Below are 12,979 nucleotides of genomic sequence, written 5' to 3'. Positions count from 1 at the left end.
GAACGAAAATGGACGCAACCGAGCTGAAGGCCATGCAGGCGCCGCTGAAGCAGGCCTACCGCGACGACGCCACGCAAGCACTGATCACTCTAAGGGCAAAGGGCTCGATCGACGAACAGTCGGTGGCCTGCAAGGTGGAGACGGGCAGGGCGTTGGCAATCGCCGGCCTTCATCCGGCAACAGGCGGCTCGGGGCTCGAACTGTGCTCCGGCGACATGCTGCTCGAGGCGCTGGTGGCGTGCGCCGGGGTGACGCTGAAGGCGGTCGCGACGGCGCTCGAATTCAAGCTCGGCGCCGCTACCGTTGAAGCCGAAGGCGACCTTGATTTTCGCGGCACGCTTGGTATCGCCAAGGATGCGCCGGTCGGCTTTCGCGCCATTCGGCTCAATTTCAATCTCGACACGGCGGAGCCTCCGGAGCGCATTGATTCGCTGCTGAAGCTGACCGAGCGCTATTGCGTGGTGTTCCAGACCATCAACCAGAAGCCGGAACTGACGGTGAGCGCGCGGTGATGAATCACAAGGCCCGCGGCAGCGGTCGCGGGCCTTGTGATATCTGATGCTTACTGAGCTGCCGGCTCTTCGGCGTCGCCTTCGTCGGTGAAGGGCGAGGCGCTCGGCACGCACTGCACGGACCAGCCGGCGGGTGTCGGCTGCTTCTGATACTCGGTGATGGCGGCGGTGCACTGTTCGCGCTTGTCGAAGGTGCTGGGCAGCACGACCATGCCGCCCTGCGGGCCGGCGATTACCAGATACCAGACCAATGCTGCGGTCGTAGCCATGGAGTTTTCCTTGTTCTGCCCAGATCGGGCTCTCGTTGCGGGATTCGCTCGATCCTAACAACTCCTCGGAAATGACGAAAGCATGACCGCCCAGCGGCTTCTCCCCTCAGATCACAGCCGCGTGATGATCCGTCGGGTTCCTAGCTGCGGTATTGCCCTCCGCCGTGGTTCAGTCGGTCGCAAAGCAATAGAACAGGCCGTCGCCGCCTGTGCCTTTCAGCGCCTCCTGGCTGCAGCCGCCACGCGAGGCATGCGAAGAATTCCACGACTTCGCCGCCGCCGAATCGTCGAGACCGGTGCGGTCGTGATGGCCCATCATCGCCGCCCCTTCGGAGCCGCTCATCGTCCAGTCGCCGCAGGTCTGGTCGGCGATCCTGGTGCCGTCGGGCTTGGAGCCGGTCAGCATGTCGTGTCGGTTGGGCGTATCGCCGCGGCCGTTGACCGTCTCACCCTTCTCGTTCAGCGCGGTCTGCTTGGTGATGCCGTTGGCGTCGCTGTGCAGCGAGGCGACATCATCGGCGATCTTGGCGCCCTTGGCGTTGAACCAGGGACCCTTGCCGATGCGATCGCGCGCATCCTCCGCGCTGGTCGAGAGATATGCGTGCCAGGTCTTGCCGGTGACGCCGGCGGCTTCCGCCAGCGACGCGCAATGGGCATCCGCGCCCTTCAGGCCGCCGAGATCGCCCCCCTTGCCGGAGCCGACGCTGGTGACGAAGAAACTCATCTTGGTATCTTGGGAAACGGCCACGCCGACCGTAGCTCCAAGAGCGGCGGCAAGGGCGGTGGCGGCAACGGTGGCGAGTCTTGGCATGTCGGTCCTCCGGTTTCGAATGTCCTACGTCAGAAGAACGTAGCCGAAGGCTGTTTTAATCCGTTTCGAACCCGCGTTTTATTCCGGTTGCCGGTAGGCGACGAAGCGGTTGTGCTTGGCCTGGAAGATCAGGCCGGTCTCTTTGAGATCCGGGCTGGCCAGCGGCACGATGCGTTTGGCGATCTCGGAGGGGTGCGGCAATGTCTCGGGATCCTCACCGGGCACGGCTTGTGCGCGCATCGCGGTGCGGGTGGCGCCGGGGTCGGCTGCATTGACGCGCAGCGGCAGACTTTGCGTCTCATGCGCCCAGGAGCGCATCATGGTCTCCACCGCCGCCTTCGATGCCGCGTAAGGCGCCCAGAAGGCGCGCGCCGAATGCGCCGCGTTGGACGACAGGATAATCGCCCGGCCGGCATCCGAAAGCCGCAGCAGCGGGTCGACCGAGCGGATCAGCCGCCAGGTCGAGGTGACGTTGATGGTCATCACCTTTTCGAAGGTCTTGGCCTCGACATGGCCGATCGGCGAGATGACGCCAAGCACGCCGGCATTGGCGACGAGGATGTCGAGCTTGCCCCAGCGCTCGTGGATGGCGCCGCCCAGCCGGTCGATACCGGCCATGTCGGCGAGATCGAGCGGCACCAATGTCGCCTGGCCGCCGGCCGCCTTGATCTGGTCGTCGAGTTCTTCCAGCCCGCCGACGGTGCGGGCAACCGCGATGACATGCGCGCCGGCCGCAGCCAATTCCCTGGCGATGAAATAGCCGATGCCGCGCGAGGCGCCGGTGACGACCGCGACGCGGCCGGTAAGGTCGAGGGTCATGCGATGGCTTCCGGAACTCTGGCTAAGGCTGATGAGGATCCGCCAATTCTACGACCCGCTTGTCGCCAGCAGCGACAGCGTGCGCACATTGTCGTGGCCTTCGAAGTCGAGCAGGCGGGTCGGGTACTGGCCGGTGAAGCATGCATCGCAGAACTGCGGCTGCTCGTCGTCGCGGCTGGCCTCGCCGACGGCGCGGTAGAGACCGTTGATACTGAGGAAACCGAGCGAATCGACCCGGATGAACTCGGCCATCTCTTCCACCGACATGCGCGAAGCCAGCAGCTTCGACTTCTCCGGCGTGTCGACGCCATAGAAGCACGATGCGCTGGTCGGCGGCGAGGCGATGCGCATGTGCACTTCCTTGGCGCCGGCATCGCGCACCATCTGCACGATCTTCTGGCTGGTGGTGCCGCGCACGATGCTGTCGTCGACCAGCACCACGCGCTTGCCCTCGATCATGCGGCGATTGGCGTTGTGCTTGAGCTTGACGCCCATATGGCGGATCGAATCGCCAGGCTGGATGAAGGTGCGGCCGACATAGTGGTTGCGGATGATGCCGAGTTCGAAGGGAATGCCCGCCGCCTGGCTGAAGCCGATTGCCGCCGGCGTGCCGGAATCCGGCACCGGTACGACGATATCGGCGTCGACCGGATTTTCCTGCGCCAGTTCCGCGCCGATGCGCTTGCGTACCTCATAGACGTTACGGCCCTCGACCGAGGAGTCGGGTCGGGCGAAATAGACATATTCGAAGATGCAGAAGCGGGTCTTCTGCGGTTCGAACGGGAACAGGCTCTCAATGCCCTTGGAGGTGACGACGACCATCTCGCCGGGCTTCAGGTCGCGCACGAAACGCGCGCCGATGATGTCGAGCGCACAGGTCTCGGAGGCCAGGATCCAGGCGCCGTCGAGATCGCCCAGCACCAGCGGGCGGATGCCGAGCGGATCGCGGCAGCCGATCATCTTCTTGGCCGTCATCGCCACCAGCGAGAAGGCGCCCTCGACCTGGCGCACCGCGTCGATGAAGCGCGAATTGAGGTCGCGCTCCTTGCTGGTCGCGACCAGATGCAAAAGCGTCTCGGTGTCGGAGGTGGAGGAGAAGATCGCGCCTTGCTTCTGCAGCGCGCGCTGCACCGTCATGGCGTTGGTGAGGTTGCCGTTATGGGCGACGGCAAAGCCGCCATCGGCCAATTCGGCGAAGAAGGGTTGGATGTTGCGCATGCCGGCGCCGCCGGTGGTCGCGTAGCGCGTGTGGCCGATGGCGCGGTTGCCTTGCAGGCTGTCGATGACGCGCTGCTTGGTGAAGGTGTCGCCGATCAGGCCGACATGGCGTTCGACATGGAACTGGGTGCCGTCATAGGAGACGATGCCGGCCGCTTCCTGACCTCGATGCTGCAGCGCATGCAGACCGAGTGTGACGATGGCCGCCGCGTCCTGCCGGCCAAAGATGCCGAACACGCCGCACTCGTCATGGAAATGATCGTCAGCCTCGGCGGAAAGCACGTCGTCTGCGTCTGCCATCTTAAGCTCCGCTAAAATCGCCATATAAGGCGGTCGCACGTCGAAAGCAACGCACTGCATGCGATCGTTCACATGGATCGATCGCCAGACGCCCCGTTCGGACCTCAGTTCGCCGGCGCTGGCGCCGGCTTGGCGGTGTTGTCGGCAGGACCGGCGTCGTTGTCGTCAGGCGCCGGCGCATTGGCGTCGTCGCCACCGGCTGGTGCATCCGCCGCCGGTGCGTCGGGCGCGACGGGCGTCTCGGTGGCCGGCTGATTCGGATTGAGCTTCTTGAGGATGGCGTTTTCCGGGTCCTCTGGAAGCAGGCTCTCGAGCTTGGCGCCGATCTGTTCAAGCAGCGGCCGCGACTTGGCTTCCGTGACCCAGGCCGGGGCCTTGGCGCCGGCCAGCCAGTTGAAGAACAGCAGCGCGACAGCGACGACCAGGACGCCGCGCGCGGCGCCGTAAAGGAAGCCGAGCGTGCGGTCGAGGGCGCCGATGCGCGAATCGATGATCCAGTCGGCAAGCTTCATGGTGATGACCGAGACGACGATCAGCGCGATGATGAAGACCACGCCTGCGGCCGCCGCCATGGCGATCTTCTCATTGTCGATATAGGGCTTCAGGTAGGGCAGGACCGGTTTGTAGAAGAAGAAGGCCGCCGCCGCCGCCGCCGCCCAGGAGACGACCGAAAGCACCTCGCGCGAAAAGCCGCGAACCATGGCGAGCATCGCCGAGACCAGGGTGAAGCCGACGAGAATTCCGTCAAGCAGCGTAATCGGCATGTCTTTGGCCCCACTCCGATCTCTTGTTCACGACTCGACGAGCCGCGTCATTCTTCATCGTCGGCACGGCTGCGCCGTGAGCCGGCTATGCGCGCCACGAGGTCGGCAAGCTCGGTGGGCTGGAAAGCGCCGGCCCCAATCCCCCCAGCAAGTTCCTCGCTGCCCAAGGGCAGAACCGCGCTACCAAAACCCAGTTTTTCGGCTTCCTTGAGACGCTGCTGCGCATGCGCAACCGGCCTCACCGCGCCCGAAAGGCTGATTTCGCCGAAATAGACGCAATCGGCGGGGAGGGCAAGACCAGTGAGCGAGGAAACCAGTGCGGCTGCGACCGCGAGATCGGCCGCCGGCTCGCTGATGCGGTAGCCGCCGGCGACGTTGAGGTAAACGTCATGCTGCCCGAAACGCACACCGCAATGCGCCTCCAGCACTGCCAGGATCATCGACAGCCGCGCGCCGTCCCAGCCGACCACCGCCCGGCGCGGCGTGCCGAGCGAGGAGGCCGCGACCAGCGCCTGGATTTCGACCAGAACCGGCCTGGTGCCTTCCATGCCGGCGAAAACCGCTGCTCCCGGTGATTTCGCGTGCCGTTCGCCAAGGAAAAGCTCGGATGGATTGGAGACCTCGCGCAGACCTTTGTCCGACATTTCGAAGACCCCGATCTCGTCGGTCGGTCCGAAGCGGTTCTTCACCGTGCGCAGGATACGGAAGTGGTGGCCGCCTTCGCCCTCGAAATAGAGCACGCCGTCGACCATGTGCTCGACCACGCGCGGACCGGCGATCTGGCCTTCCTTGGTGACATGGCCGACCAGCACGATCGCGGCACCCGTGGATTTCGCGTAGCGGATCATCGCCTGCGCCGCGGCGCGCACTTGTGTGACGGTGCCTGGCGCCGAATCGGCCAAGTCGGTCCACAGTGTCTGGATCGAATCGAGGATGACCAGATCGGGCCGCTTGCCGTCGGCGATCGTGGCAAGGATATCCTCGACATTGGTTTCGGCCGCGAGTTCCACCGGCGCCGAGGCGACGCCGAGCCTCTGCGCACGCAGCCTTATCTGGGCAACTGCCTCTTCGCCCGAGACATAGACGATGCGATGGCCCTTGGAGGCAAGTGCGGCCGCGGCCTGGGTGAGCAGTGTCGATTTGCCGATACCGGGATCGCCGCCGACCAGAAGTGCAGAGCCCCGAACGAAACCGCCACCGGTGGCGCGGTCGAGTTCGCCGATACCCGAGATGATGCGCGGCGCGTCCTCGATATCGCCTGAAAGTGTGGTCAGCACCACCGCGCGGCCCTTGCGGGCGTTGCGCGTGTTGGCAGGACCCGAGCCGATGCCGCCAGATGTGCCTTCCTCGACCAGCGTGTTCCACTCGCCGCAGGCATCGCATTTGCCGGCCCAGCGCTGATGCACCGAACCGCAATTCTGGCAGATGAACTGGACGCGGGATTTGACCACGCTTTACCTTCCCGCCCTCTGGCGGGCGCCGCACGCGACAGCCAATCTCCCCCCGTGCGGGGGAGATGTCCGGCAGGACAGAGGGCGGCGCAGAGCGCAGAGACCCGTTGCTATTGGTGAGATCGCTGGCAAGAGGCTACTCAAACCTTTCCGCGATATGGTGCTCTTCCGCGAGATCGGAGAAGCGGGTGAATTCGCCGTGGAAGGCAAGCGTGACAGAGCCCGTCGGCCCATGGCGCTGCTTGGCCACGATCACCTCGGCCTTGCCGCGCATCTCGTTCATCTCGTTTTCCCACTTGACGTATTCCTCGGTGCCGAGCTTCGGCTCGCGGTTCTTGAGGTAATATTCCTCGCGATAGACGAAGATGACGACGTCGGCGTCCTGCTCGATCGAACCGGATTCGCGCAGGTCGGAGAGCTGCGGACGCTTGTCGTCGCGGCTTTCGACCTGACGCGACAGCTGCGACAGCGCGATGATCGGCACGGCCAGTTCCTTGGCCAGCGCCTTCAGGCCCGTGGTGATCTCGGTGATTTCCTGCACGCGGTTCTGCGAAGACTTGGCGGATGAGCCCTGCATCAGCTGAATATAGTCGATGACGATCAGGTCCAGGCCGCGCTGGCGCTTCAGACGACGCGCGCGGGCAGACAACTGGGCAATGGAAATACCGCCGGTCTGGTCGATGAACAGCGGGATCTTCTGCATGGTCTGCGAACAGGCGACCAGCTTTTCGAAGTCCATTTCGCTGATTTCGCCACGGCGGATCTTGGAGGACGAAATTTCCGTCTGTTCGGAAATGATGCGGGTTGCGAGCTGTTCGGACGACATTTCGAGCGAGAAAAAACCGACCACGCCGCCATTGGCCGCCTTGAATGAGCCATCGGCCTGCTGCGCCGGCTCATACATCTCGGCAATGTTGAAGGCGATGTTGGTGGCGAGCGATGTCTTGCCCATGCCCGGACGGCCGGCGATGATGATCAGATCGGACGACTGCAGGCCGCCCATGCGGCGGTCGAGATCGCGCATGCCGGTGGCGAGGCCCGACAGACCGCCGTCACGCATATAGGCGGCGTTGGCCATGTCGACCGCGGTCTTGACCGCGTCGGTGAAGCTCTCGAAGCCGCCGTCATAGCGCCCGGTCTCGGCCAGCTCGAACAGGCGGCGCTCCGCGTCCTCGATCTGTTCGGAAGGCGACATGTCGACAGGGGCGTCATAAGCGATGTTGACCATGTCCTCGCCGACGGTGATCAACGCCCGGCGCGTCGCCAGATCATAAATGGCGCGGCCGTAGTCGGTGGCGTTTACGACGGTGACGGCTTCCACCGCCAGCCGCACCACATACTGCGCCACCGTCATGTCGCCGACCTTTTCGTCGGCGGGCAGGAAGGTCTTCAGCGTGATCGGCGTCGCCGCCTTACCCATGCGGATCAGTTCGGCCGCGACATCGAAGATCTTGCGGTGCAGGGGTTCGTAGAAATGGCCGGACTTCAGGAAGTCGGACACCCGGTAGAAGGCATCGTTATTGACAAGTATAGCGCCAAGCAGCGCCTGCTCGGCCTCGATGTTGTTGGGCGATTCGCGATAGAGCGGTTGCTCCGCCACGCCGAATTTTCGTGCTGCCTCTGCCATGATGTCCCCGATTTCGATCCCCGTCTGTCGATATCAGAACTGGACAAGTCAGTGCTGACTTATCTGCAACAGCCCGTGAAGAAGCGGCTTTGGTACTCGCGATTCACAGCCAAAATTTTTCCGTGGAAAGAATCGCAATTGACTCGAATCGAGAGTTGGCAACTTAGCGTTTTTCGCAGGAGAACAAAACAGGAAGGTGAGCGCTGGCGACACCGGATTGCGAGGCTGTCGTGTCTCTTTCATCCTCATGCCAGTGCATCGCCCCAATCCGCCCGCCGCGCCACCTTGAACGCGTCACCGTCGCGCTTGGTGAAGAGCCTTTCGCCGGCGCTGCCATTTGCCTCGCAAAGCTTGAGCACGACCTTGCCGGAACCGGATTTCGGCGGCGCGACGACCCGCGCGGCGCGGAAGGCAGCCGGCTGGCGCGAAGCGGCTACATAGATGAATTTCTCATCTTCCCACGGTACTTCCGCCTCTTTGGCCAGGCGGTGCAGGCGCGAGCGGGCGACGCGGCGGGAAAAGTGGCACCAGTCCGGCGGGTTGAGCGGGCAGGGCGCCTCGTGCGGACAGGGCGCCAGCACATGCGCGCCGGCCGCGATCAATTGTGCGCGTACAGCTAGAATGCGCAGCCAGCCCGCCGGCGTGCCCGGCTCGACGATCAACAGCGTGTCCTTGGTGAGTTGCCATAGCCGGTCGACCATTTTGGGCAGGGACGTCGGCGCGATCTCGTCCAGCACATAGGCACATGTGACGAGGTCGGCGGACTGGAGGTCGGCAATGTCGGTCGTGACATCGCCGGCCCGCCAGACGGTCTGGGCCGTGATCGCATTGGCGGCAAGCGTCTCACCGACCTTGCGCACCGCGGCACTCGCCTCAAGCAGCGTGGCCAGTTCCAGGTCAGGCCAGAGATCGCTGGTGGCCCAAAGCACGGTGCCGGGGCCGGCGCCGACGTCGAGCAAGGTCGCGGGTGTGAAATCCGGCCGGGCTTCGGCGAGCGCATCGAGGCTGGCGCGGACCGCGGCGTAGGTCGCCGGCATGCGCGTCGCCAGATAGGCCTTGACCGCCATGTCCTGCGCCATATGCAGCCGACCGTCGCGCAATTCGGCGCGGTAGCGGTCGGACAGGGTTTTCGCCGCCTGCTTCAGGTCCGGCAGCGCCACCTTTTCCAAAAGGCGATCGACGCCCTGTCGAAGAGCGGCCGGCAGCTCCATGGCCTATGCCCCCCTGGGTGCAAGCAGGATAATCGAGGCGCCGGCCATGCAGAGCGCCGCGCCGGCAAGGTCCCAGCGATCGGGCCGCACGCCATCGGCCAGCCACAACCAGGCGAGCGAGGCAGCGATGTAGATACCGCCATACGCGGCATAGGCGCGGCCGGCTGCATTGGTGTCGACCAACGCCAGAAGCCAGGCGAACACAATCAGAGAGGCAAAGCCAGGCAGCAGCCAGAGCGGCGATTTCTCCAGCCGCCACCACGCCCACACCGAAAAGCAGCCGGCGATCTCGGCAAGCGCCGCGGCTGTGTAGAGGAGATAGGTCATGAAAAAAGGCCTCGCGACGATCACGAGGCCTTTTTCGGGGCAGGAGCCTATAATGGCAAGCGCCAATAATGCGTCCCGTCAGCGCTGTCCCTATTCCGCCACCTTGCGTCGGCGGGCGGGCTTGGCGGACTTCTCGACAGGAGCCGCCTCGCGGCGGCCCATGTCGCGCAACTCCAGCGCCTTCTCGCATTTGGCCATATAGTCGCGCGTCATCGGCAGCGTGTCGTTCTTCTTGGCGATCTGGAACTGGAAAATCACCAAGTCCTGCCAACGGAAGGCAGCTTCCGAGGCGGCCAGATAGAACTCCCACATGCGGCAGAAGCGTTCGTCATAGATCGCCTTTGCCTTGTCGCGGTTGGCTGCGAAGCGCTGGCCCCAATGCTTCAGCGTGTCGGCATAATGGAGCCGCAGGATTTCGACGTCGGTGACCACGAGGCCGGACTTCTCGATCGCCGGCAGCACCTCGGACATTGCCGGGATGTAGCCGCCCGGGAAAATATACTTGCGGATGAAGGCGCTGGTCGCCCACGGCACGCCGGAGCGGCCGATCGTGTGCAAAAGCATGACGCCATCAGGCTTCAGCAATGTTGCCGCCTTGTCGAAGAAGGTGCGGTAATGGTTGACCCCGACATGCTCGAACATGCCGACCGAGACAATGCGGTCGAAGCGTTCGTTGAGCTCGCGATAGTCCTTCAGTTCGAAATGGACGTGGTTTTCCAGCCCTTGCGCATGAGCCCGGTCGGTGGCGACGCCATGCTGTTCCGTCGACAGCGTCACGCCTTGCACGTCGACATCGAAGGCCTTGGCCAGATAGAGGCCGAGCCCGCCCCAGCCGGAGCCGATGTCGAGCACTGTCTGGCCGGCCTTCAGCCTGAGCTTGGCGGCGATGTGACGTTTCTTGGCGGCCTGCGCCTCGTCGAGCGTCATGTCCGGCTGCTCGAAATAGGCACAGGAATACTGCATGTCCTCATCGAGGAAGAGCCGGTAAAGCTCGCCCGACAGATCGTAGTGGCGCTGCACGTTGCGGCGCGAGCGCGAGGTGGTGTTGATCTGCTGCAGGCGGCGGAAGGCGTGGCGCAGGCCCTCGATGGCTTTCGACCACGTCGCGTCGATGCCGCCGCTGCCCATGTTCTGGAAGGCAATGCGCATCAGTCCGAGAACGCCGCCTTCGAGAATGTCCAGCTCGCCGTCCATGTAGGATTCAGGCACCGCCAGCATCGGATCGAAGGTGATGGCGCGCTCGGCATGCCTGGTCTTGATGTGCATGTGCACCGGCTCGCCGCTGCCGTCGCCGAAGATGAACGTCGTGCCCTTCGGCCCGGTTACCTTGAGGCTGCCCGTGCGCACCAGGCGGTCGAGAACGCGCTTCAACAGAATATTCATGGTCCGGTGTCCCCTCACGGTCAGACAGGCTGTCCTACTCTGCATCAATATATAGGGTTTCGAAAAGTTCCTTTTGGCACAAAAATGCCCGGGCGAGAGGCCCGGGCATTGGTCCAGAAATGACTGGAAATCGACAGCACGATCGGAGCGCCGGTCCGGCGCTCGGAGCGTATGTGATCAGGCGTTTTCTTCGCCGCCTTCGAACTCGGCATTCGGATCGAAGAAGTTTTCCGGCCGCGCATTGTCGTTGATGTCGTCGCCATAAATGGCTTCGGCGGTGGTCAGCGTCTCGCCCTTGGCCTGGCGCTCGGCTTCGTCAGCCGTGCGGGCGATGTTGAGCGTGATGGTGACTTCGACTTCCGGATGCAGCGCGATCGCCACATTGGTGACGCCGATGGTCTTGATTGGCTGGTTGAGCTGGATCTGGTTGCGGTTGACCGTGAAGCCTTCCGCGGTCAGCAGGTCGGCGATATCGCGCGTCGACACCGAACCGTAGAGCTGACCGGTCTCACCGGCCGAGCGAACGGCGATGAAGCTCTTGCCGTCCAGCTTTTCGGCAACCTCTGCGGCTTCCGACTTGCGCTCGAGGTTGCGGGCTTCGAGCTGGGCGCGCTGGCCTTCGAACTTCTTCTTATTGGCTTCGTTGGCGCGCAACGCCTTGCCCTGCGGCAGCAGGAAGTTGCGGGCAAAACCGTCCTTGACCTTGACGGTATCACCCATCTGGCCGAGGCGGGAGACGCGTTCGAGAAGGATGACGTCCATGATTATGTTCCTTTTGGTTGGGCGTCCGTCCACAAGGCCGACGCCGAATTCTTTGGAACAGGTCAGGAAGCAAAAGGGCGTTGCCGCCGGTGTCGCTGTCCTGCCTGTCGCGGCAGTTAGAGGTTTTGACCTCAACTCGGGATTTGACGCTAACCGGTCATGCCCGTCATGGCCGGTGACAGGAACGGGCGGCGAACCGCCCGTTCGGAAGAATTAGCGAACCACGTAGGGCAGCAGGCCGAGGAAACGGGCGCGCTTGATCGCCTTGGCGAGCTCGCGCTGCTTCTTCTGGCTGACGGCGGTGATGCGCGACGGCACGATCTTGCCGCGCTCGGAAATGTAGCGCTGCAAGAGACGCACGTCCTTGTAGTCGATCTTCGGGGCGTTGGCGCCGGAGAACGGGCAGGTCTTGCGGCGGCGATGGAAAGGGCGCCGGGTCGGGATCTGGTTGATGTCGACCATTATTCTGCACCCCCTTCAAAACCTTCGCGCGGACGGCGCGGACCACGGTCGCCGCCTTCGCGATCGCCGAACGAACGCGGGCCACGATCGCCGCGGTCGCCGAAGCTGCGGGCCGGCCGATCGCCACGGTCGCGATCGCCGAAGCCACCGCGCTCGGAGCGCTCTTCGCGCTTCTGCATCATGGCCGAAGGGCCTTCCTCATGCGCCTCGACCTTGATGGTCAGGAAGCGCAGCACGTCCTCGGACAGACCCATCTGGCGCTCCATCTCGTTGAGCGCTGCCGGCGGGCAGGTGAGGTCCATCAGCGTGTAGTATGCCTTCCGGTTCTTGTTGACCCGGTAGGTGAGGGACTTCAGTCCCCAGTTCTCGACCCGGCCGACAGACCCGCCATTCGCTGAGATGACGCCCTTGTACTGTTCGACAAGCGCATCGACCTGCTGCTGCGAGAGGTCCTGCCGGGCAAGAAACACATGTTCGTAAAGAGCCATTATGTCTTGGTGCCTTTCTTCGTTTCTCTCCCGGTTCCCGGCGGCAAAAGCCTCTGCAACTTCTCTGACCCGCATGTGCCTCGAAAGGCGCGGGGAAGAAAGGAGCATGACGAGACGGTCGAGAGCGGAGACACGGGAGGCGGAAACGCTTCTGGCTTCACACGAAGGTTCTCGAAAAAACCTCCGGCCCTCCGTTCAGCCCCCAGCTGGGACCGGCAGATTGGCGGCGTCTATAAAGCAATCCGCTGATAAAGCAAGGCCAAGCGGCATCCCTGATGTCGCAGGCCGCAGGAACCCACGTGGCAGCGCCCGGCAAGGCCGGCGATTTTCCCGGCAACCGGCCCTTAACCGCAATGTCAGGTCGCACAGGGTTGAGCCATGCCGTCAACGGTCGCCAACCGCACCCATTACAGCGCCTCCGCCTCGAATCCCAGCGACTATTATGCCATCAATGATCCGGCCAAGCTGCCGAACGTGTTTCTGCAGATCGCCAACAAATTTTCGAAGCTGCAATTGACGAACTGAGCGGCTGCTCCGAAGGCGGGCGGCAGGGGAAATTAAGCGCCCGCCGATCG

At 63.7% G+C, this 12,979-nt stretch carries 15 protein-coding genes; 2 read left to right on the top strand and 13 right to left on the bottom strand.

Features of this window, described 5'->3' with window-relative positions:
• The first annotated feature begins 8 nt into the window (after positions 1-8).
• The gene (locus tag LB524_RS09875) at positions 9-512 is read left to right on the top strand and encodes an OsmC family protein (RefSeq protein ID WP_224525642.1); all 504 of its coding nucleotides are present in this window, start codon (positions 9-11) and stop codon (positions 510-512) included.
• 50 nt (positions 513-562) lie between these two features.
• On the opposite strand, the gene LB524_RS09870 is transcribed toward LB524_RS09875, so the two are convergent.
• From LB524_RS09870 to rpsF, 13 genes are all read right to left on the bottom strand, one after another.
• The gene (locus LB524_RS09870) at positions 563-781 is read right to left on the bottom strand and encodes a hypothetical protein (protein WP_015318519.1); all 219 of its coding nucleotides are present in this window, start codon (positions 779-781) and stop codon (positions 563-565) included.
• 169 nt (positions 782-950) lie between these two features.
• Positions 951-1,592, bottom strand: a complete 642-nt coding sequence (locus LB524_RS09865) for a hypothetical protein (RefSeq protein WP_181173075.1) — start codon at positions 1,590-1,592, stop codon at positions 951-953.
• A 78-nt stretch (positions 1,593-1,670) separates the two neighbouring features.
• The gene (locus tag LB524_RS09860; protein WP_015318517.1) at positions 1,671-2,411 is read right to left on the bottom strand and encodes an SDR family NAD(P)-dependent oxidoreductase; all 741 of its coding nucleotides are present in this window, start codon (positions 2,409-2,411) and stop codon (positions 1,671-1,673) included.
• Between the two features lie 48 nt (positions 2,412-2,459).
• Positions 2,460-3,929 carry an amidophosphoribosyltransferase gene (purF, locus tag LB524_RS09855; RefSeq protein WP_015318516.1) on the bottom strand — a complete coding sequence of 490 codons (1,470 nt, stop codon included), beginning with the start codon at positions 3,927-3,929 and terminating at the stop codon, positions 2,460-2,462.
• A gap of 104 nt (positions 3,930-4,033) precedes the next feature.
• Positions 4,034-4,693: a CvpA family protein gene (locus LB524_RS09850; protein ID WP_140717951.1), complete on the bottom strand. Its 660-nt coding sequence runs from the start codon at positions 4,691-4,693 to the stop codon at positions 4,034-4,036.
• 47 nt (positions 4,694-4,740) lie between these two features.
• Positions 4,741-6,144 (bottom strand): DNA repair protein RadA, encoded by a 1,404-nt coding sequence (gene radA / locus LB524_RS09845; protein ID WP_140617228.1) that lies wholly within the window; start codon positions 6,142-6,144, stop codon positions 4,741-4,743.
• A gap of 136 nt (positions 6,145-6,280) precedes the next feature.
• Positions 6,281-7,771 carry a replicative DNA helicase gene (locus LB524_RS09840; protein ID WP_015318513.1) on the bottom strand — a complete coding sequence of 497 codons (1,491 nt, stop codon included), beginning with the start codon at positions 7,769-7,771 and terminating at the stop codon, positions 6,281-6,283.
• A 245-nt stretch (positions 7,772-8,016) separates the two neighbouring features.
• The gene (locus LB524_RS09835; protein ID WP_224525641.1) at positions 8,017-8,982 is read right to left on the bottom strand and encodes a small ribosomal subunit Rsm22 family protein; all 966 of its coding nucleotides are present in this window, start codon (positions 8,980-8,982) and stop codon (positions 8,017-8,019) included.
• Between the two features lie 3 nt (positions 8,983-8,985).
• On the bottom strand, positions 8,986-9,309 hold the full coding sequence (locus tag LB524_RS09830; RefSeq protein WP_015318511.1) for a YnfA family protein: 324 nt from the start codon (positions 9,307-9,309) through the stop codon (positions 8,986-8,988).
• 90 nt (positions 9,310-9,399) lie between these two features.
• On the bottom strand, positions 9,400-10,692 hold the full coding sequence (locus LB524_RS09825; protein WP_140617226.1) for an SAM-dependent methyltransferase: 1,293 nt from the start codon (positions 10,690-10,692) through the stop codon (positions 9,400-9,402).
• Positions 10,693-10,869: 177 nt separating this feature from the next.
• Positions 10,870-11,454 (bottom strand): 50S ribosomal protein L9, encoded by a 585-nt coding sequence (gene rplI, locus LB524_RS09820; RefSeq protein WP_015318509.1) that lies wholly within the window; start codon positions 11,452-11,454, stop codon positions 10,870-10,872.
• Positions 11,455-11,667: 213 nt separating this feature from the next.
• Positions 11,668-11,916 (bottom strand): 30S ribosomal protein S18, encoded by a 249-nt coding sequence (rpsR, locus tag LB524_RS09815; protein ID WP_006203718.1) that lies wholly within the window; start codon positions 11,914-11,916, stop codon positions 11,668-11,670.
• Complete coding sequence (rpsF, locus tag LB524_RS09810) at positions 11,916-12,404, bottom strand: 30S ribosomal protein S6 (protein WP_015318508.1); 489 nt, start codon at positions 12,402-12,404, stop codon at positions 11,916-11,918. The genes rpsR and rpsF overlap by 1 nt, the downstream gene beginning before the upstream one ends.
• 378 nt (positions 12,405-12,782) lie before the next feature.
• On the opposite strand from rpsF, the gene LB524_RS09805 reads away from it, so the two are divergent.
• On the top strand, positions 12,783-12,929 hold the full coding sequence (locus LB524_RS09805) for a hypothetical protein (protein ID WP_181171408.1): 147 nt from the start codon (positions 12,783-12,785) through the stop codon (positions 12,927-12,929).
• The last annotated feature ends 50 nt before the right edge of the window (positions 12,930-12,979 follow it).

The sequence above is a fragment of the Mesorhizobium sp. ESP6-5 genome, from assembly GCF_020164695.1.
GTDB lineage: Bacteria > Pseudomonadota > Alphaproteobacteria > Rhizobiales > Rhizobiaceae > Mesorhizobium > Mesorhizobium australicum.
The sequence above is the reverse complement of the archived record's forward strand: the minus strand, read 5'-3'. Positions and strand labels throughout refer to the sequence as shown.

Coding starts and splice junctions, on each gene's coding strand:
- purF (WP_015318516.1), bottom strand. CDS start 3,929: ATGGCAGACGCAGACGACGTGCTTTCCGCCGAGGCTGACGATCATTTC.
- LB524_RS09850 (WP_140717951.1), bottom strand. CDS start 4,693: ATGCCGATTACGCTGCTTGACGGAATTCTCGTCGGCTTCACCCTGGTC.
- rplI (WP_015318509.1), bottom strand. CDS start 11,454: ATGGACGTCATCCTTCTCGAACGCGTCTCCCGCCTCGGCCAGATGGGT.
- LB524_RS09825 (WP_140617226.1), bottom strand. CDS start 10,692: ATGAATATTCTGTTGAAGCGCGTTCTCGACCGCCTGGTGCGCACGGGC.
- LB524_RS09840 (WP_015318513.1), bottom strand. CDS start 7,771: ATGGCAGAGGCAGCACGAAAATTCGGCGTGGCGGAGCAACCGCTCTAT.
- LB524_RS09830 (WP_015318511.1), bottom strand. CDS start 9,309: ATGACCTATCTCCTCTACACAGCCGCGGCGCTTGCCGAGATCGCCGGC.
- rpsR (WP_006203718.1), bottom strand. CDS start 11,916: ATGGTCGACATCAACCAGATCCCGACCCGGCGCCCTTTCCATCGCCGC.
- LB524_RS09860 (WP_015318517.1), bottom strand. CDS start 2,411: ATGACCCTCGACCTTACCGGCCGCGTCGCGGTCGTCACCGGCGCCTCG.
- LB524_RS09805 (WP_181171408.1), top strand. CDS start 12,783: ATGCCGTCAACGGTCGCCAACCGCACCCATTACAGCGCCTCCGCCTCG.
- LB524_RS09835 (WP_224525641.1), bottom strand. CDS start 8,982: ATGGAGCTGCCGGCCGCTCTTCGACAGGGCGTCGATCGCCTTTTGGAA.
- rpsF (WP_015318508.1), bottom strand. CDS start 12,404: ATGGCTCTTTACGAACATGTGTTTCTTGCCCGGCAGGACCTCTCGCAG.
- LB524_RS09875 (WP_224525642.1), top strand. CDS start 9: ATGGACGCAACCGAGCTGAAGGCCATGCAGGCGCCGCTGAAGCAGGCC.
- LB524_RS09870 (WP_015318519.1), bottom strand. CDS start 781: ATGGCTACGACCGCAGCATTGGTCTGGTATCTGGTAATCGCCGGCCCG.
- LB524_RS09865 (WP_181173075.1), bottom strand. CDS start 1,592: ATGCCAAGACTCGCCACCGTTGCCGCCACCGCCCTTGCCGCCGCTCTT.